Annotated in this window: 20 protein-coding genes; 6 read left to right on the top strand and 14 right to left on the bottom strand. The window is 60.4% G+C overall.

Annotation, left to right across the window (positions count from 1 at the left end; genetic code table 11):
- Nucleotides 1-8 precede the first annotated feature (8 nt).
- The 8 genes from ccoS to ccoN all read right to left on the bottom strand — a co-directional run bounded on the left by ccoS (nucleotide 9) and on the right by ccoN (nucleotide 7,924).
- Nucleotides 9-170, bottom strand: coding sequence for a cbb3-type cytochrome oxidase assembly protein CcoS (gene ccoS / locus XM1_RS02345; RefSeq protein WP_009870367.1), 162 nt, complete (start codon nucleotides 168-170; stop codon nucleotides 9-11).
- Entirely contained in the window at nucleotides 170-2,515 is a 2,346-nt protein-coding gene (locus tag XM1_RS02340; protein ID WP_068429096.1) for a heavy metal translocating P-type ATPase metal-binding domain-containing protein, read from the bottom strand. The genes ccoS and XM1_RS02340 overlap by 1 nt, the downstream gene beginning before the upstream one ends.
- Nucleotides 2,512-3,000, bottom strand: coding sequence for a FixH family protein (locus tag XM1_RS02335; protein ID WP_068429093.1), 489 nt, complete (start codon nucleotides 2,998-3,000; stop codon nucleotides 2,512-2,514). The genes XM1_RS02340 and XM1_RS02335 overlap by 4 nt, the downstream gene beginning before the upstream one ends.
- Entirely contained in the window at nucleotides 3,001-4,458 is a 1,458-nt protein-coding gene (gene ccoG / locus XM1_RS02330) for a cytochrome c oxidase accessory protein CcoG (RefSeq protein WP_068429089.1), read from the bottom strand. It abuts the gene before it with no gap.
- 240 nt (nucleotides 4,459-4,698) lie between these two features.
- A complete protein-coding gene (gene ccoP, locus XM1_RS02325) occupies nucleotides 4,699-5,559 on the bottom strand; it encodes a cytochrome-c oxidase, cbb3-type subunit III (RefSeq protein WP_068429087.1) in 861 nt (286 codons plus the stop codon).
- A gap of 2 nt (nucleotides 5,560-5,561) precedes the next feature.
- Entirely contained in the window at nucleotides 5,562-5,723 is a 162-nt protein-coding gene (locus tag XM1_RS23060) for a cbb3-type cytochrome c oxidase subunit 3 (RefSeq protein WP_082700341.1), read from the bottom strand.
- A gap of 14 nt (nucleotides 5,724-5,737) precedes the next feature.
- Nucleotides 5,738-6,460, bottom strand: coding sequence for a cytochrome-c oxidase, cbb3-type subunit II (ccoO, locus tag XM1_RS02320; RefSeq protein ID WP_068429085.1), 723 nt, complete (start codon nucleotides 6,458-6,460; stop codon nucleotides 5,738-5,740).
- Between the two features lie 12 nt (nucleotides 6,461-6,472).
- Nucleotides 6,473-7,924, bottom strand: a complete 1,452-nt coding sequence (ccoN, locus tag XM1_RS02315) for a cytochrome-c oxidase, cbb3-type subunit I (protein WP_068429082.1) — start codon at nucleotides 7,922-7,924, stop codon at nucleotides 6,473-6,475.
- Nucleotides 7,925-8,149: 225 nt separating this feature from the next.
- Here ccoN and XM1_RS02310 point away from each other — a divergent pair, with 225 nt between their 5' ends.
- Nucleotides 8,150-9,355: a class I SAM-dependent rRNA methyltransferase gene (locus tag XM1_RS02310; RefSeq protein ID WP_068429079.1), complete on the top strand. Its 1,206-nt coding sequence runs from the start codon at nucleotides 8,150-8,152 to the stop codon at nucleotides 9,353-9,355.
- 57 nt (nucleotides 9,356-9,412) lie between these two features.
- Here the strand turns inward: XM1_RS02310 and XM1_RS23055 are convergent.
- Nucleotides 9,413-10,364, bottom strand: a protein-coding gene (locus XM1_RS23055; protein WP_156428594.1) for an IS630 family transposase whose coding sequence is annotated in 2 segments (ribosomal slippage) — nucleotides 9,413-10,028 and nucleotides 10,027-10,364 — 954 coding nt in all. Because the reading frame shifts where the segments join, the coding sequence is not laid out codon by codon here.
- Nucleotides 10,365-11,253: 889 nt separating this feature from the next.
- On the bottom strand, nucleotides 11,254-11,517 hold the full coding sequence (locus XM1_RS23815; protein ID WP_156428618.1) for a hypothetical protein: 264 nt from the start codon (nucleotides 11,515-11,517) through the stop codon (nucleotides 11,254-11,256).
- A 169-nt stretch (nucleotides 11,518-11,686) separates the two neighbouring features.
- Between XM1_RS23815 and XM1_RS02300 the strand changes: the two genes are divergently transcribed.
- Together XM1_RS02300 and XM1_RS02295 are read left to right on the top strand one after the other, a co-directional pair.
- The gene (locus XM1_RS02300; protein ID WP_068429071.1) at nucleotides 11,687-11,890 is read left to right on the top strand and encodes a hypothetical protein; all 204 of its coding nucleotides are present in this window, start codon (nucleotides 11,687-11,689) and stop codon (nucleotides 11,888-11,890) included.
- Nucleotides 11,891-12,031: 141 nt separating this feature from the next.
- Nucleotides 12,032-12,598: a site-specific integrase gene (locus XM1_RS02295; RefSeq protein ID WP_068429070.1), complete on the top strand. Its 567-nt coding sequence runs from the start codon at nucleotides 12,032-12,034 to the stop codon at nucleotides 12,596-12,598.
- A 12-nt stretch (nucleotides 12,599-12,610) separates the two neighbouring features.
- On the opposite strand, the gene XM1_RS23050 is transcribed toward XM1_RS02295, so the two are convergent.
- Together XM1_RS23050 and XM1_RS02285 are read right to left on the bottom strand one after the other, a co-directional pair.
- A complete protein-coding gene (locus XM1_RS23050; RefSeq protein WP_082700340.1) occupies nucleotides 12,611-13,099 on the bottom strand; it encodes a bacteriohemerythrin in 489 nt (162 codons plus the stop codon).
- Between the two features lie 55 nt (nucleotides 13,100-13,154).
- On the bottom strand, nucleotides 13,155-13,541 hold the full coding sequence (locus XM1_RS02285) for a response regulator (protein ID WP_068429066.1): 387 nt from the start codon (nucleotides 13,539-13,541) through the stop codon (nucleotides 13,155-13,157).
- Between the two features lie 372 nt (nucleotides 13,542-13,913).
- On the opposite strand from XM1_RS02285, the gene XM1_RS23810 reads away from it, so the two are divergent.
- Entirely contained in the window at nucleotides 13,914-14,111 is a 198-nt protein-coding gene (locus XM1_RS23810; RefSeq protein ID WP_156428616.1) for a hypothetical protein, read from the top strand.
- Nucleotides 14,112-14,138: 27 nt separating this feature from the next.
- A complete protein-coding gene (locus XM1_RS23045) occupies nucleotides 14,139-14,435 on the top strand; it encodes a hypothetical protein (RefSeq protein ID WP_082700338.1) in 297 nt (98 codons plus the stop codon).
- An 18-nt stretch (nucleotides 14,436-14,453) separates the two neighbouring features.
- On the opposite strand, the gene XM1_RS02275 is transcribed toward XM1_RS23045, so the two are convergent.
- Nucleotides 14,454-14,849 (bottom strand): hypothetical protein, encoded by a 396-nt coding sequence (locus XM1_RS02275; RefSeq protein ID WP_231920669.1) that lies wholly within the window; start codon nucleotides 14,847-14,849, stop codon nucleotides 14,454-14,456.
- Nucleotides 14,850-15,598: 749 nt separating this feature from the next.
- Here XM1_RS02275 and XM1_RS23040 point away from each other — a divergent pair.
- Nucleotides 15,599-16,063, top strand: a complete 465-nt coding sequence (locus tag XM1_RS23040; RefSeq protein WP_172821877.1) for a response regulator — start codon at nucleotides 15,599-15,601, stop codon at nucleotides 16,061-16,063.
- 59 nt (nucleotides 16,064-16,122) lie between these two features.
- Here XM1_RS23040 and XM1_RS02270 read toward each other — a convergent pair whose 3' ends face one another.
- Nucleotides 16,123-16,332 (bottom strand): hypothetical protein, encoded by a 210-nt coding sequence (locus XM1_RS02270; RefSeq protein WP_068429059.1) that lies wholly within the window; start codon nucleotides 16,330-16,332, stop codon nucleotides 16,123-16,125.
- Between the last annotated feature and the right edge of the window lie 41 nt (nucleotides 16,333-16,373).

The raw sequence follows: 16,373 nt of genomic DNA, 5'->3' as shown, positions 1-16,373 counted from the left end.
CCATCCCCTCAGGCCCCGGTCTTGGGCTGTTCGTCGTCGTCAAAGAGGATGCGATGCGCCGCCCCGTCGAGGTCATCGAACTGACCCGACTTCAACGCCCACAGGAACCCTAGCAATCCCACGAAGCCCAAACCGAGGGCCACCGGGATCAGCATCAACAGATTGTCCACTACCCTCTCCGGCGCGATAGACGCAGAGCGTTCCCAATTACTACCAGCGACGAGGTGGACATGGCAATCGCGGCGATGAGGGGGGTGACCATTCCGGCTATGGCCAGCGGCACCGTGAACAGGTTGTAGCCGAGCGCCAGGACGAAATTCTGCTTCACCAGGACGCGCGACAGCCGCGCCACGTCCAGCGTTTCGGTGACGGGGGCGAGGCGGGCCCCCTGGAACACCACGTCGGCGGCGGTCTGGCTGACATCCACCGCGGTGGACGGCGACATGGAGACGTGGGCGGCGGCCAGCGCCGGGGCGTCGTTGAGGCCGTCGCCGATCATCAGCACCTTGCGGCCCTGGGCGGCCAGCTCGGCCAGACGGGCGCATTTCTCCGCCGGAGTGCAGCCGGCACGCCATTCGGAGATGCCCAGCGCCTCGGCCACCTTGGCGGCGGCGGCGGGGCGGTCGCCCGACAGTAATTCCACGGCAAGCCCCATGCGGCGCAGTTCCGCCACCACTGGAACGGCGTCGGCGCGCAGCGCGTCGGTGAAGCAAAACCGCACCGGCCCATGGCCGGGGCGCGACAGCCACAATTCCGGCCCGTCGCCGCTGGCATCGTCGGCAACGCCGACGAACTTGCGGCTGCCCAGGCGGATGCCCTGGGACGGACTCTCCAGGCCCATGCCCGGCACCTCGACCACGCCCTCGGCCACGGTGGCGGCGGGGCAGGCGGCGGTGACGGCGCGGGCCAGGGGATGGCGCGACGCGGGCGACAGGCCGGCGGCGACCATCAGGTCGTCCTTGGTCCAGCCCCCATCCTCGGCCAGGACGGGCTTGCCCAGGGTCAGGGTGCCGGTCTTGTCGAACACCACGGTATCGGCGTCGGCGAAGCGTTCCAGCGCGGTTGCCGACTTGACCAGCACACCCTGGCGCATCAGCCGGCCCGAGGCGATGACCTGCACCACCGGTACGGCCAGCGCCAGGGCGCAGGGGCAGGTGATGATCAGCACGGCGACGGCGTAAAGCAGCGCCTCCTGCCAGGCCGTCGCCGTGAAGAACGTCCAGCCGCAGAAGGTGGCCAGCGCCGCCACGTGCACCACGGGGGCGTACCAGCGCGACACCCGGTCGGCCAGGGCGACATAGCGGGCGCGGCCCTGTTCAGCCACCTCCATCATGCGCACGATCTCGGCCAGCAGGGTGCGCTCGCCCACCGCCGCCACCTCCAGGCGCAGCGGCGCCGACAGGTTGATGGTGCCGGCGAAGACCTGGGCGCCGGGCGCCACCTGGACCGGCAGGCTTTCCCCGGTCAGCAGGCTGGTGTCCACGTCGGAGCGGCCGTCAATGATGCGGCCATCGACGCCGATGCGCTCGCCCGCCGCCACCAGCACCTTCGCGCCGGGCGCCACCTTGTGGGGCGGCAGCATGCGCTGCGAGCCGTCGTCCTCCAGCACGGTGACCGCCACGGCGTCCAGCGCCAGCAGATGCTCCACCGTGGTGCGCGCCCGGCCCCGGGCCCGCGAATCCAGGTAGCGGCCGATCAGCAGGAAGAACAGCAGGGTGATGGCCGAATCGAAATAGGCGTATTCGCCCCCGTTGATGGTCTCCCACAGGCTCATCAGGCTGGCCAGCGTCACGCCGATGGTGATGGGCACGTCCATGTTGGTGCGCCCGGCCCGCAGCGCCGAGACGGCCGAACGGGCGAAGGGCCGCACGCACCACGCCACGGCGGGCAACACGATCAGGGCGGAGATCCAGTGCATCAGGCCGCGGGTCGCCGGCCCCATATAGGAAAAATGCCCGGCCCACACCGAGACCGACAGCAGCATGACGTTGCCGGCGGCGAAGCCGGCAATAGCCATGGCGCGCAGCAATTCCTTTTCCTGGCGATGGGTCTCGGCGCTCAGGCGCTCGGGATCATAGGGCACCAGGCGGTAGCCGACACTGATCACCGGGGCGAGCAGGGCGCCGGGCTCGGTCTCTTCGGGCTTCCAGCGCACCACCAGCCGGCGCGTGGTCATGTTGACCCGGGCCCAGGTGACGCCCTTCTGCTTGTTCAGAAGCGATTCGATCAGCCAGATGCAGGCGCCGCAATGCAGCCCCTCGATCATCAGGTGCAGGCTGGCCTCGCCCTTGTCGTCGACGCTCACATGGGCGGAAAAGTCGTGATAGCTCTCGGCGTCCTCGTCGGGCCTGAGCGGCCGCGCCGCCGGATCGGTGGTGCGCCGGGCGTAATACTGCTCCAGGCCCAGGCCTTCGACGAGATGGTAGGCCCCCTCGCAGCCCTTGCAGCAGAACGCGCCGCCCATCTCGGCCGGCACCGGACCTGCGCAATGGCGGCAGAGCGTGGCTGCGCTCACGGCACCACGATGCGGCGGTTGACCGAATAGGGCAGGTCCTTGCCCGTGGCCACCAGGCCCAGGTCCCAGACGCCGGCCATGGGCAGTTCCTGCAAGGTGGCGTAGGCGCCGGGGCCGATGGGGGCCAGCAGCACCTCGCGGTCATGGCCCTTGGCGGTGGGCCGCACGAACTGGGCCTTGACCTGCATGCCGTCCACCGGCTTGCCGGCGGCATCCTTGTAGGTGACGGTGACGTGGGCGCCGTGATTGGCGGCGGGGTCCACCTGCAGGTCCACGGACCAGTTCAGCGCTTCCTGCTTGCGGGCCGCCTCGATGGTCTGGTTGAAGGCCAGGCCCTTCTCGTAGGGACGCTCGGTGGACACACCGGAGAAGGTGGAATTGGCGAAGTACGCCATGGTGAAATTCACCGCCAGCACCACCATGAAGCCGCCGACGAAGATGTAGGGATACCACCAGCCGGGCTTGCGCTGTTCGGTCATGTGCATTTACCTCTCCGGTCCGGCGAACAGGGATTCGAGACGGTTGCTTCCGCCCTTGGCCGTCTCGCGCAGGGTAAAGTACAGCGGCGTGCGCTTGCTCTGCAACTTGTCGGCGGGGGCGGTGACGAAGACATTGTAGGTGCCCACCGCGTCGGGTTCGACCGGCAGCGAGGCCTTGGCCCCGCTGGCCTGGCCGCCCACCACGGCGAGGCCGACGCCGTCGATGCCCGACACGGAAAGCTCGAACTCGCGGTTCTCGCGCACCATGTTGAGGATCTTGACGGTATAGCCGTTGCGGATGCTGCCGTCGGACAACTGGACGAACAGGGGCGAGCGCTCGTGCTGCACGGCGAGGTCGAAGCTCTTGCGCGACGACAGGCCGAACACCATCAGCCCGCTCACCGCGGTGATGATCGCCACGTAGACGATGGTCCGGGCGCGGACCAGCTTGATGCTGGTCTTCTCGCCCTTCTCGCGCGCGGCGAGATTGGCCGAGGAATCCCAGGTGATCAGGCCGCGCGGCAGGTTGAACTTGTCCATCATGGTGTTGCAGGCGTCGATGCACAGCGCGCAGCCGATGCAGCCCATCTGCATGCCGTCGCGGATGTCGATGCCGGTGGGGCACGAGGTGACGCACATCTTGCAGTCGATGCAGTGGCCGCGATCCTCGAAGCCCTCGCCCTTGCGGGCGGGCTTCCTGGGCTCGCCGCGCCATTCCTCGTAGGTGACGATCAGCGAATGCTCGTCGAACATGGCCGACTGGAAGCGCGAATAGGGGCACATGTAGAGGCAGACCTGCTCGCGGGCATAGCCGGCCAGCAGGAAGCAGCAGCCGCCCACCACGGCGATGGTGCCGTAGACGGCGCTGTCTTCACGCCCCAGGAAGATGTCCTTCAGCATGGTCGGCGCGTCGCCGAAATACAGCGTGAAGCCGATGCCGCACGAGGCCGAGATCACCAGCCAGATGATGTTGACCACGGCCTTCTTGACCAGCTTGTCGCCGGTCCACTTGGCGCGGTCCAGCGCCATGCGCTTGGCGCGGTCACCCACCACCAGGCGCTCCACGTACATGAACAGGTCGGTATAGACGGTCTGGAAGCAGAAGAAGCCGCACCAGATGCGCCCCGCCAGCGAGCTCATGAAGAACAGGGCGATGGCGGCCAGGAACAAGAGGCCGGTGATGTAGTAGACCTCCTGCGGCCAGATCTCCAGGAAGAAGAAATAGCCGCGCCGCCCGGTCATGTCGGCCAGGATGGCCTGGCTGGGGGCGTCCGGGCCACGGTCCCAGCGCAGGAACGGCGCGATGTGATAGATGGCCAGCAGGACGATCAGCGCCGCCCATTTCCAATTGCGGAAGGTGCCCTTCACCGTGCGCGGGTGAATCATCACGGTCTCGGCGTAAAGCGGACCATCACCGTCGCCGGCGGGCTTCTTCAGGGTCGGGTCAATCTTCGGGGTGGCCATGATTTGCGGACGCTCTGCTGCGAAAGGGGGCCAAAAACCAAGGCGGGGAGCCGTCCCCGCCGTGCCGGCTGTGATACTCCAAAATCGACGAATCTAGAATGCTTCTTTCGTCGTGCCCGCCCTGCATGGGAACAAGGGAGGGTTGATGGATCGGGGGGCTTGAAATCGGCCCCAGATATGCCGATGGGGTGCGCCCCTGTCGCCAGGCACGCACCCCACCGGGTCCCCCCACTTACACTCTTACTTGCCGCCGCCCAGATTGTGGACGTAGACGGCCAGCATCTTGACGGTGCTCGCGTCCAGACGCTCGGACCAGGCCGGCATGGAGCCGTGCTTGGGCTTGGCGACCTGGGCGGCGATGGCGTCCTTGGTGCCCTTGTACAGCCAGATCTGGTTGTTCAGGGCCGGAGCGCCGAGGTCCTTGTTGCCGGCGCCGTCGTCGGCGTGGCAAGCCGCGCAGTTCTCGGCGTAGACGGTCTCGCCCGCCGAACCCTTGGCCGGAGCCTTGGAGGCCAGCGACACCACGTAGTCGGAGACCGCGGCGATCTGCTCGGGCTTGAGCAGGCCGTCGGCGCCGAACTTCGGCATCTCGCTGGCGCGCGAGTTGGCGTTGGCGTTACGGACACCGAACTTGATGCTCTGCTCGATGTCGGCCAGCGCACCGCCCCACAGCCATTCGTCGTCGGCCAGGCTGGGATAGCCGAAGGCGCCGACGCCGCCCACACCGTGGCAAGGAGCGCAGTTCTCGTTGAACGCGATCTTGCCGCCGGCCATGGCATAGCGCAGCAGGTCCTTGTCCTTCTCGATGGCGGCCACGTCGGACGCCTCGATCTTGGACAGCCAGGCCGAACGGGCCTTCTTCTGGGCGGCCAGCTCGTTGTCCAGCTCCCCGCGGGACGAATAGCCCAGGCTGCCCTTGGTGTAACCGTTGACCAGCGGCCACGCCGGATACGCGATCCAGTAGCCGATTGCCCACAGGGTGGTGGCCCAGAAAACGTAGACCCACCACTTCGGCAGAGGAGTATTCAGCTCCTTGATGCCGTCCCACTCGTGACCGGTAGTGTTCTGACCGGACACCGAGTCCTTTTCAATGGTCGCCATTGTTAGCGCTCCTCATTGTCGTCCCTCAGCGGGATGTTTCCGTAGTCTTCCAGCCGCGACTTGTTCTTGGGCCAGTAGGCGTAGAAAACGACCCCGGTGAAGATCATCATCACCCACAGAACCCAGAAGGGCCGGAGTACACTGTCGACGAAGGCGACGAACATACTCCGTACTCCTTCTAGCGGCGGATCGCTTCGGGCTTCACGGTCGAGAAGTCGACCATGGTTCCCAGCACCTGCAGATAGGCGACCAGGGCATCCATTTCGGTGACCTTGTCCTTGCCCGACGCCGAGCCGACATGGGCCTTGGGATAGCTGGCGGCGACGGCCGGCTTGGCAGCCGGATCACCGAACACCTGCTCTTCCAGGTCCTTCTTGGCATTGGCGATCTGCGCATCCGTGTAGGGCACGCCGACAACCTTGAGGGCCTTCATGTTGGCCTGGATGTCGGAGTAGTCCAGCGGACGCAACAGGTGCTTGTAGCCCGGCATGATGGATCCGGGGACCACGTCACGCGGGTTGACGAGGTGGCGAACCTGCCAATCGTCGGTGTACTTGCCACCCACGCGGGCCAGGTCGGGACCGGTACGCTTCGAGCCCCACTGGAAGGGGTGATCGTACTTGGACTCGGCCGCGAGGCTGTAATGGCCATAGCGCTCGACCTCGTCCTTGAAGGGACGGATCATCTGGCTGTGGCAGTTGTAGCAGCCTTCGCGGATGTAGATGTCGCGGCCCTTCTGCTCCAGCGGAGAATAGGGACGGACGCCATCCACCTTCTCGATCGTCGATTCGATCGAGAACAGCGGCACGACTTCCACCAGGCCACCGACGACGATCGTGAGAAGGATGCCGACGGCCAGGAAGAAGATGTTGGTTTCGAGCTTAGCGTGATGCTTGAACATGGGTCGGTCTCCTTAGCGCGCCGCGCCAGCTGCGGGAGCCATGGCCTCGTCAGCGACGTCGCCCTTGATGGTCTTCCACACGTTGTAGACCATCACCAGCGAGCCGAGGACGAAGAGGAAGCCGCCCAGAGCACGGATCATGTAGTACGGACGCATGGCCTCGACAGTCTCGATGAACGAGTACTGCAGGAAGCCCAGGCTGTCGTACGCGCGCCACATGAGGCCCTGCATGATGCCGGAGATCCACATGGCGGTGATGTAGAAGACGATACCCACGGTGGCGATCCAGAAATGGACGCCCACCAGCTTCAGCGAGTACAGCTCCTTGCGGCCCCACAGCTTGGGAACCAGGTAGTACAGAGCGCCGAAGGAGACGAAGGCCACCCAGCCCAGAGCGCCGGAGTGAACGTGGCCGATACCCCAGTCGGTGTAGTGCGACAGCGAGTTCACCGCCTTGATCGACATCATCGGACCTTCGAAGGTCGACATGCCGTAGAACGCCACCGACGAGACCAGGAAGCGCATGACCGGGTCGGTCCGGAGCTTGTCCCAGGCGCCCGACAGGGTCATCAGGCCGTTGATCATGCCGCCCCAGGACGGCATCCACAGCATCACCGAGAAGGTCATGCCCAGCGTCTGCGCCCAATCCGGCAGAGCGGTGTAGTGCAGGTGGTGCGGACCGGCCCAGATGTACAGGAAGATCAGCGCCCAGAAGTGCACGATCGACAGACGGTAGGAGTACACCGGACGCTCGGCCCGCTTCGGCACGAAGTAGTACATGATGCCGAGGAAGCCGGCGGTCAGGAAGAAGCCCACCGCGTTGTGGCCGTACCACCACTGGGTCATGGCGTTCTGCACGCCGCCGAACACGTTGTAGCTCTTCATCCAGCTGCCGCCGAAGAAGGCGGCCGGCACGGCAATGTTGTTGCCGAGATGCAGCATCGCGATGGTCAGGATCATGGCGAAGAAGAACCAGTTGGCCACATAGATGTGGGGTTCCTTACGCTTCATGATGGTACCGGCGAAGGCGATCAGATAGGCCACCCAGATGACGGTGAGCCACAGATCGATCCACCATTCCGGCTCCGCGTATTCCTGGCCCTGGGAGAAGCCCAGGACGTAGGACAGCGCGGCGACGACGATCAGCGCCTGGAAGTTCCAGAAGATGAAGCCGCCCAGGCCCGAGCCGCCGAACAGGCTGGCACGGCTGGTGCGCTGCACGATGTACAGCGACGTGGAGAAAAGAACGTTGCCGCCGAACGCGAAGATCACCGCGGAGGTGTGAACGGGACGCAGGCGCCCGAACGAAGTCCACTCGAGATCGAGGTTCAGAACGGGAAAGGCCAACTGCAGGGCGATGAAGTCGCCCGCCAGGAAGCCCACGACGCCCCAGAAAATCGCGGCGATCGTGAACTTCTTGATCACGTCTTCGCAATAGGGCGTGGCTTCGGTGTTGATGCTCATGCCGAACTCCTGTTTCGACCGGAAAAGGGTCCACCTGAAGCATCCGGCCGGATCCATGGCGACACCATGCCCCCGGGGCCGATGGCGGCCGGGTGGTTCTTTGCTTCAAGTGTGGGCACTATGACGAGCGCGTGGATCGCCGCCATTGATATATATCAAAGTATGAGGATTTTTAAGCGTTTCAGGCCCTTGGCGGGAGCGATTCCCGGACGTAGAGTGCCCGGCATGACACAGATTCATCCCGACACGCCCGCCGCCCGCCCCGTGATCCGCCTGGCCAAGGGGCGCTCGAAGCGCCTTCGCGCCGGCCATCCCTGGGTCTTTTCCAACGAGATCGAGATGGGGGCCGAAGCCAAGGCGTTGCCGCCGGGCAGTCTGGTTACCCTTATGGATGCTGGCGACGAGCGCCTGGGGGTCGCCACCTTCAATCCCCATTCGCTGATCGCCGCCCGCGTCCTGTCGCGCCGGGCCGCCGACACGGTGGACGCGGATTTCCTGGCCGAGCGCCTGCGCGCCGCCCTTTCCCTGCGCGACGCGCTGTTCCCCACCCCCCATTACCGTCTGGTCCATTCCGAGGCCGACCGGCTGCCCGGCCTGATCGTCGACCGCTACGGCGACGTGCTGGCGGTGCAGACCAACACGGCGGGCATGGAGCGTCTGCTGCCCGTCCTGCTCGACGCGCTGAAGGCTGTGCTGGACCCGCGGGCGGTGGTGCTGGTCAACGACAGCCCGGTGCGCAAGCTGGAGGGCCTGGAGCAACGCCACGAAACCGTCCTCGGCCAAGTGGACGGGCCGGTGGAGCTGGTGGAAAACGCCACCCGCTTCGTCGCCGACCTGACCGGCGGCCAGAAGACCGGCTGGTTCTTCGACCAGCGCGACAACCGCGCCTTCGTGGCGCGTCTGGCCAAGGGACGCCGTGTCCTCGACGTCTACACCTATGCCGGCGGCTTCGCCGTGCAGGCCGCCTTGGCCGGCGCCGCCGAGACCTGGGCGGTGGACCGCTCGGAACATTCCCTGGCCCTGGCGGACCGGGCGGCGGAACTGAACGGCGTCGCCGTGCGCACGGTCCGGGCCGAAGCCTTCGCCGAAATGGAGCGCCTGGCCCTGGCCGGCGAGCGCTTCGGCGTGGTGGTCGCCGACCCGCCGGCCTTCGTCAAGTCCCGGAAGGATTTGGGCGCCGGCGCCAAGGGCTACCGCAAGATGGCCCGCCTGGCCGCCGCCCTGGTGGAGCCCGGCGGGTTCCTGCTGTGCGCGTCGTGCTCCCATCACATGCCCGCCGATACCTTCGCCGAGGAGATCGGCCACGGCCTGCATCTGGCCGGACGTTCGGGGCGCATCCTCAGAAGCGCGGGCGCCGCTCCCGACCATCCGGTCCATCCCTGGCTGCCGGAAAGCGCCTATCTCAAGGCCCTGGTCTTCCAGCTGGATTGAATTCCAGCGACACAAAGCAAATATCGCTACAGACCTAACCTTTAGAGCAATTCGCGATCACACTGGTTCATATCCGGCAGCCTTGAAGAAATTTCGGCACTCTTGAGGTTCGTAGAGATCGCAGATTCGGCCGATGGCGTCCCATAGGTCCTGAATGGTCCTGGCAGCCGTTTTTCTGAGGTGTGCCTTGAGCTTCGAGAAGGCCATTTCGATGGGATTGAGGTCGGGGGAATACGGCGGCAAGAACAGCATGAAGGCACCACGATCTTGGATGATCCGTTCTGCCCGAGGACTTTTGTGAGCTGAGAGATTGTCGAGGATCACGACGTCGCCCGGCTCCAGGGTTGGGGCCAGTTGGGTCTCGATATAGGCCTCGAACATCTTCCGGTTCATCGGGCAATTGATGACAAAGGGCGCCACCAAGCCATCATGACGCAGCCCGGCGATGAATGTTTCCGTCTTCCAATGTCCGAAGGGCACAGCGGCTTTCAACCGCGCCCCTTTGGGTGAGCGGCCCCGCAGACGGGTCATTTTGGTATTGGTTCCGGTCTCGTCGAGGAACACCAGGCGATGGGCCTGACGCCGCATCAGCGGTTGGCGGCCTTTAATCCACTCCTCGCGCAGCAACCGGACGTCCGGCCTCATCTGCTCGGACGCGACCAAAGTTTTTTTTATAGGTCAGCCCCTGTGCCCGGAGAAACCGGGCAAGGTTGGAAAGATGGATTTGAACGCCCCGCTCGGCCAGTTCTTTGGTTAAATCGGCCAGCGAGATATCCGGAACCTGCTTAACACGCAGCAGCACATAGGCCCGATGGTCGCCCAATTTACTGCGCCGATCACCGCCTTGCCGCTTTGGCGCCACCGTCCCACTCGACAGATATTGCGCCACATAGCGTACCGCCGAGCTCACCGAGATATTGAAGACACTGGCCGCCTGTCGGCGCGAATGGCCAGCCAGAACATATCGCGCAACACGGTCGCGCAGATCTACGGATAAAGGTCGAGTCATCGTGGGCCACCTCCACAGGAAGTGAATCACGATTAGCCGCGCCTGTGAATCCCCTGCGATTCCGTTAGATCGCGAACCGCTCTAGCTTGTTGATGTGTCTGTTCCATTGAATGTCTGCCATTTGCGTTTTCCTCCCAATGCGTTTTCAGTTGAAACGCTGGGGCGGCCTGGAAAACGCTGATGAAAGAGGCTGTCACTGTTCCCGTCGGATGCAGTTAAGCCCCAGCGTTGTATTTATCCCGATCAGCGGCGCTGCGAATGCGATTTGGGAAAGAATTTTTTTCGGCTTGTCACGTCACGCCATATTGCTGCACGGCAGCAATCACGTCATTTGCAAGCCATTGACTATATTGATAAAATTCAGCGGATTATCGCGTTGTCGTGTTACACGACACCCGTGTCCGTAGGTTTAACCTACGCATGGCCCACTTCGCTCCTGGCCATGCCGTCCATTTGTCGGCTTTCCAACAACAGCGACCTGTCGTGTAACACGACATGTATGTCGCCGAGTGCGGCGCAACAATACGTCATAAATTGAAAAACTCTGTGGGTGTCCACGCCTTGCAGATGAGGTGCAAAGTGATCATAGAAGGCACGCAAAGTCGGAATTCATCCGTCTGGTAAATGCCCGAGGTGAACATGGCATTTGGCACTGAACGGCGCGAACGCCATTGCATCGCCAAAAGAGTAGCGGCGATGGTCAGTTTGCAGCGGTCATCGAGCAACCCGCTGCTACAGGAACTCGTTGATGTTGGCTGCCGTTGCGCCGACCTGCACCACTGCGAATTGGCCGATGCTTGCGGGGCAATTCATCGTGCATTTGCCCCGATAAATGCAGCATCTCATGCCCAACCAAATGTCGTGTAACACGACAGCCAGCGGCCATTGGCTATTCGCCTTCGTCCAATAAGGCATTTAGCTTTGCAATTGTATCGGCTTGAAGGAACCCAGTGTTTCTCACCGCCTCAATCGATGTCCTATATGCATCATCGGCCTGCTCGAGTAAGGCTCGGCAGGTTGGCGTTAATTTACCTGCGGTCTGAAGTCGGTCACGTAGCAAAATAATACCTCGCCGAGCTTCGGCAAGCTTGTTCAGGAGGGTTTCGCTGCTTTTGGCGACTTTCTCCATAGGGCTAATGTCATTCATATCCATGAGATGGCCCATTTAGCGCCCGCAATACCAAAGCCATAATCTTTCTGTGGTGAAAGACATTCAATCCCTATTTGTGGCCGACCTCGAATTTTTGGTCTGCGTCGCTCCTGGCCACGTCGTCCCATGCCCATAAATAGCGTCGGAAAAACCGACAGCAGGGAGGCGGCAAATGCGGGCATGGGAATTCATGAGAGAAGATGCGACGGCCAACAGCTTCGCGGACAATCTGAAACGACAGGCCGACGCCAAGGCCGATCAGGCCAAAAAGCTAAAGCAAGCCGCATCCGTGCAGAAAAAGCGCGAACAGGTGAACAGCGCCAGAGCGTCCTTGACGAAGAAGCAAGGTGAATTAAGCAAGCTCGCCACCGTATGAGCAAAACATAAGAAAATCAACATTTCATTATGTTTGCCGTTAACCGCTTGATTATCAACGCAAATAATTGCGGTCGGCTCTTTTGCGCTTTTGATCATATAATGATTTGCCTAATGCGATAACTTTTCATTAGGTAAAGCGATGAAACAGGCCAAGGTACTCAGCGAAGCGGAACTCAAGCGCGTGCTGTCCGTTGTCGCAAATCAGCGTCATGCAGCACGTAACCGCGTTGCGCTCATGCTCAGCTTCTATGCTGGGATGCGCGTTGGCGAGATTGCCCATTTGAAACTTGGCGATGTGATTGACGGCGATGGTCGCGTGAAGGACCAAATCGTGCTGCCTGCCAGCTACACCAAAACAGCGGAGGCCAGGACGGTGTTCGTTAGCGGCAAGCTGCGCCGCGAACTGGAACGCTTCCTGTCGTGTAACACGACAACTGATCGCGCCGCGCCGTTCCTCGTGACGCAAAAGGCCACGGCGTTCTCGGCTAACACCCTCTGCCAGCTATTCGGACAGATATATGCTCTGGCAGGCATTGATGGAGCGAGCAGCCACAGCGGTCGGCGCTGGTTTATCACGCAGATGGCTCACAAGGGCGTTTCGGCCAAGGTCATCATGACGCTGGCTGGTCATCGCCACCTGTCCACCACGCAGCGCTATATCGAGGTCAACGACCAGATGATGACGGCTGCGGTTGAAGATCTTTAGCATGTAGAAAAGCTACACTTCAAGTTCATTGCCATCTTCATCAGACAGATAAATTAAGGGCCGACTATCTACATTTTCGTTTGTCAGATACCCGCAGTATTGCTTGTCAATTGTTTGAATATGCCCCACGATCCATCGCTCGACGAGGCCGCTTATTGTTCCTGCAATATCCTTATTTCCACCTCTGTAATCTTGTGCGATTTGATGTGCTTTCGCGGCAAAAGCTTCATGCGCAGCAAGATGTTCGCCCAAAAAGGGGTAGTTCACGGCGGCCATTGCCATCTCTTCACGTAGGAAATGGCCTTCTACGTATTCTTCAAGTACGTTAATCGCCGTTTCGATCAGGTAATCATTCCCTTCCTCTGGACCTTCAATAACATCGCGGAGCAGTTCGGCCAGTCTAAAGAAGGCTTGGTGGTCCTCGTCAATGATGTCCACTCCAACAGACAGGTCTGGGGACCACCCATTGGGTGTAGTTTCCTTTTCAGTGCCTTCAGTCATATGCGCCACCTTGAAGATCAGAAAACAAATAGAAATTCATGCAACCTGTTTTCGGTCAAGCTGGCCCAAGAATTTTGACTATTCCAGAATGAAGTTTTTTGATCGAAAAAGGCTTTTCTAGGAACAAGTCCACTCCTGCCCCGTATGCCCTTTTTTCAGCATCTGTGCCCACCATCCCAGTCAGTAGGACGATTGGAATTTTTTGATCAATGCCATCAATCCCTGAGCGAATGCGTTGAGTGCATTCAAGCCCGTCCATCACGTCCATCTTCCAGTCCATAATGACTAAGTGCGGAGACGTTTCACGGATCTTGGCAATCGCATCTTCGCCATTGATTGCCTGGACGATATCCTTGATGCCGATACCTTTAAGGACCTCGAAAATCAAAGTGCGTGTGGGCGGATTGTCGTCAACAATCACCGCAGTCTTTACCTTGTTCATCTGCCGCCCTCGAAAAATTGCGGGAGCCAAAAATGCCCGCTCTGTGGTCATTGATTCGCGCAAACTCTAAAAGATTTTTGCTGTCTTTTCCACACCAAGGCATAGACGCAAGCGCATCGCCGTGATGTCCAGCTTCTAAGCTGGAATGCGCGTCGGTGAGATCGCAACTTGAAGGGCAAAGACCAGATGATGGAAGCTGCGGTTGAAGTGCTGTAGCTGGCGATGAGTAAATGCGGTCAAATCTGATGTTTTAGAGCTAAACGAAATTATATTGCGGTTCATTCGCAATAATTGTTCTTTGATTACCCCCCCTGTTCGTGTAAGAAGATGTGACAAAACCACGCATAATGTATGGGTATTTGAGAGGCGGGAATGCTGGCAAGCAACGTGGCGGGAACCAAGGCGGCAGCAATGGCGCCGATGGTCGGAAAGACAGTGGCCGTTGGAATTGGTGCGACCGTCGGATGGGGTGTTTTATCCGTCCTGGCCGTGGCCGCTGTGGGCAGCGTCTATTTCGCGAGGAAATTCGCAGGCCCAATTGATGTGCCTGTTACCGATCTTGAGGCATAGGCCGTCGCCTTTTCGCTCGGCCACGCTGTGCGTGACGATGATCTGGCCGAACTCGCCAAACAAATTGCTCAAGCTTGGGCACGCGGTAACGGTCGATCTGAAATTCAGGGACAGGCGGCCGTAGCGTCTATTTTCATGACGCTCCGCGAAATCCACGATCATGGCCATCCGCAAAATGTGTCCTTCGTTGAAAATCCCAAGCCCAAACAGTCAGTCAAGCTTGTCTGCTGCCCCGATTGCGAACGGGTGATGCGCGACTATTCTGCACTCGGACGTCACGGCAAGTTCTGCACGGCCAATCTGCGCAATTTCCGCATAAAGTGAGCCAGACAGCTTGTCGTGTTACACGACAGCCGCCTTCTCCACCAGCAAGTCAGCTTCCATGGCCGCCGCAATCACAGCATCGCCCATTGGCCCACGCACCTCGTCGGGCAATGTGACAGCGGTTCGCCATGAACCGTCTGGCGCTCGGTAATTGGGAAGGGTAATTTCAGTCTTGCTGGCATCGGCGCGAACCTGAACGCCATGGATGACCAGAGACACGCCGTCGAGGATCAACTCCACGTCGGCCAACGCCAGCACGCGGCCAGCATTGATGGGAGTGACCTGTAGGACGCTGATGGTGGCCGTGCTGGTTTCCATTTCGGCAGCATAGCATGTTGAATTTGCGGCAGTCAGCCAGCGCGGCGTGAACTTGTCGGGTTTCCCGACAAGTTGAGCAGTCTCAACATACAGCATGTATGTTCATCTGGCTGTCGTGTTACACGACACCGCATCAGTCGGTTTATCCCACATGAGCCTCTTGTCGGGAAACCCGACAAGTTATGCACGTCCCTCTGTCGTGTAACACGACACGGCCTTCCGTAGGTTAAACCTACACCTGCCTTTCGGTTGTCCTGTTCGGCCATCAGGCCATAGCATGTTCGTCATGTGTTCCTATTGGAGGATGTGATGATGAGTGCATTGGACAAGCTGAAGCTGAGCGAAAAGACCCGACGCGCTGTTGCGGCAAGCCGAAGAAGACGGCCATTGAGATCGGCGACGTGGCGGAACTGGTGCCCACGCTGACACTGGTGCGCGACGCGGTGGTCGCTGGCGAACTGGACAAGCAATTGGCCGCGATGAAGGGACGCTTCGGCAAGAAGCTCGCTTAAACGCCAAACAGCCCCGTACAAGCGGGGCTGTTTCCATGAGTGCCGTACTGCTGGGCGCTAAAATTGGCGGAGTGTACGACGCGCAAAGGGCCAAAGCGGCGGCGGCCTATATATGGCGGCCTATATATAAGGTGCGCCTGTCGTGTAACACGACACTCACTCGGGGTCTGTCGGGTGTTGTCGAACTCACCGTAAGGCATAGCCGATGAGGCCAAAAATTTATCAAAAATTTTCGCGCTCCAATCCCATTTGGGAGTGATGCTGGGCCTTTATATAGCTCTATATTTATTGATGGGGAGTGGCGTTCTGCGAACCATATTATGGAATGCTACAATGGACAAAATTAAAAAGTTTGATGAGAACTATGTGTGCGCCCTTGTTATCGATGATGATGTAACCACGCGAACAATACTCAGTAAGTTGCTCTCAGCAATGGGCGCGGCTCGGGTTTTAGAGGCCGCAGATGGCCTAGAAGGGTTGAGAATTGCCTTCGGCGACTTAACCCCTGATTTGATAATTTGCGATTTGTCTATGGAGCCCCTAGACGGCCTAGCAGTGATTGGCGCAATCCGCTGCACCAGCAAGCCGCAAGTTGCCAAAATTCCGCTGGTCGTATTCACAGCGTCCCGCGATGAGGCAATTTTACGAGCTACGCTTGCTGCTGGTGCTACAGGAGCCATCCCAAAGCCGCATAATCCCGGGGATATGTCTGAGTATCTATGTGCGATTGCGCAGAAGCACCCTCGTGCTGCCGACAAGTTAAATGAATTTCGCGCTGCCGCGCAAATTAAACAATAGCCAATATATTTTTTGATTGGAGGTGCGTTCGTCTGTGAGATATTAAGTCGCGCGACAACTCACTGCTTCTTGCCTTCCTGTTCGCTTGCGTCATCGCCTTTCCCTTTCTTTGACTTATGCGGGAATAGGGCGTGATGAAAAACAAACAAGGCAATGAGTGGGATCAGCATGTAGAGCGCTTTGAAGCGCGGCTCCAGATACTCGTCGAATAGCCAACTTGTGGCGAACATCACCGACAGTGCCAGAACGATAAAGCGGACCTTCGTCAATTATGCGCTCCGATGGTATCCTGCCCATCCCATCCTTGCTG

Source organism: Magnetospirillum sp. XM-1 (genome assembly GCF_001511835.1).
Classification (GTDB): Bacteria; Pseudomonadota; Alphaproteobacteria; order Rhodospirillales; family Magnetospirillaceae; genus Phaeospirillum.
This window is presented reverse-complemented; position numbering and strand designations above follow the sequence as displayed.

Coding starts and splice junctions, on each gene's coding strand:
- XM1_RS02275 (WP_231920669.1), bottom strand. CDS start 14,849: ATGCTGTATGTTGAGACTGCTCAACTTGTCGGGAAACCCGACAAGTTC.
- XM1_RS02300 (WP_068429071.1), top strand. CDS start 11,687: ATGCGGGCATGGGAATTCATGAGAGAAGATGCGACGGCCAACAGCTTC.
- XM1_RS23815 (WP_156428618.1), bottom strand. CDS start 11,517: ATGGATATGAATGACATTAGCCCTATGGAGAAAGTCGCCAAAAGCAGC.
- XM1_RS23060 (WP_082700341.1), bottom strand. CDS start 5,723: ATGTTCGTCGCCTTCGTCGACAGTGTACTCCGGCCCTTCTGGGTTCTG.
- XM1_RS02310 (WP_068429079.1), top strand. CDS start 8,150: ATGACACAGATTCATCCCGACACGCCCGCCGCCCGCCCCGTGATCCGC.
- ccoG (WP_068429089.1), bottom strand. CDS start 4,458: ATGGCCACCCCGAAGATTGACCCGACCCTGAAGAAGCCCGCCGGCGAC.
- ccoN (WP_068429082.1), bottom strand. CDS start 7,924: ATGAGCATCAACACCGAAGCCACGCCCTATTGCGAAGACGTGATCAAG.
- ccoP (WP_068429087.1), bottom strand. CDS start 5,559: ATGGCGACCATTGAAAAGGACTCGGTGTCCGGTCAGAACACTACCGGT.
- XM1_RS02295 (WP_068429070.1), top strand. CDS start 12,032: ATGAAACAGGCCAAGGTACTCAGCGAAGCGGAACTCAAGCGCGTGCTG.
- XM1_RS23040 (WP_172821877.1), top strand. CDS start 15,599: ATGGACAAAATTAAAAAGTTTGATGAGAACTATGTGTGCGCCCTTGTT.
- ccoO (WP_068429085.1), bottom strand. CDS start 6,460: ATGTTCAAGCATCACGCTAAGCTCGAAACCAACATCTTCTTCCTGGCC.
- XM1_RS02285 (WP_068429066.1), bottom strand. CDS start 13,541: ATGAACAAGGTAAAGACTGCGGTGATTGTTGACGACAATCCGCCCACA.
- XM1_RS23050 (WP_082700340.1), bottom strand. CDS start 13,099: ATGACTGAAGGCACTGAAAAGGAAACTACACCCAATGGGTGGTCCCCA.
- XM1_RS23810 (WP_156428616.1), top strand. CDS start 13,914: ATGCTGGCAAGCAACGTGGCGGGAACCAAGGCGGCAGCAATGGCGCCG.
- XM1_RS02335 (WP_068429093.1), bottom strand. CDS start 3,000: ATGCACATGACCGAACAGCGCAAGCCCGGCTGGTGGTATCCCTACATC.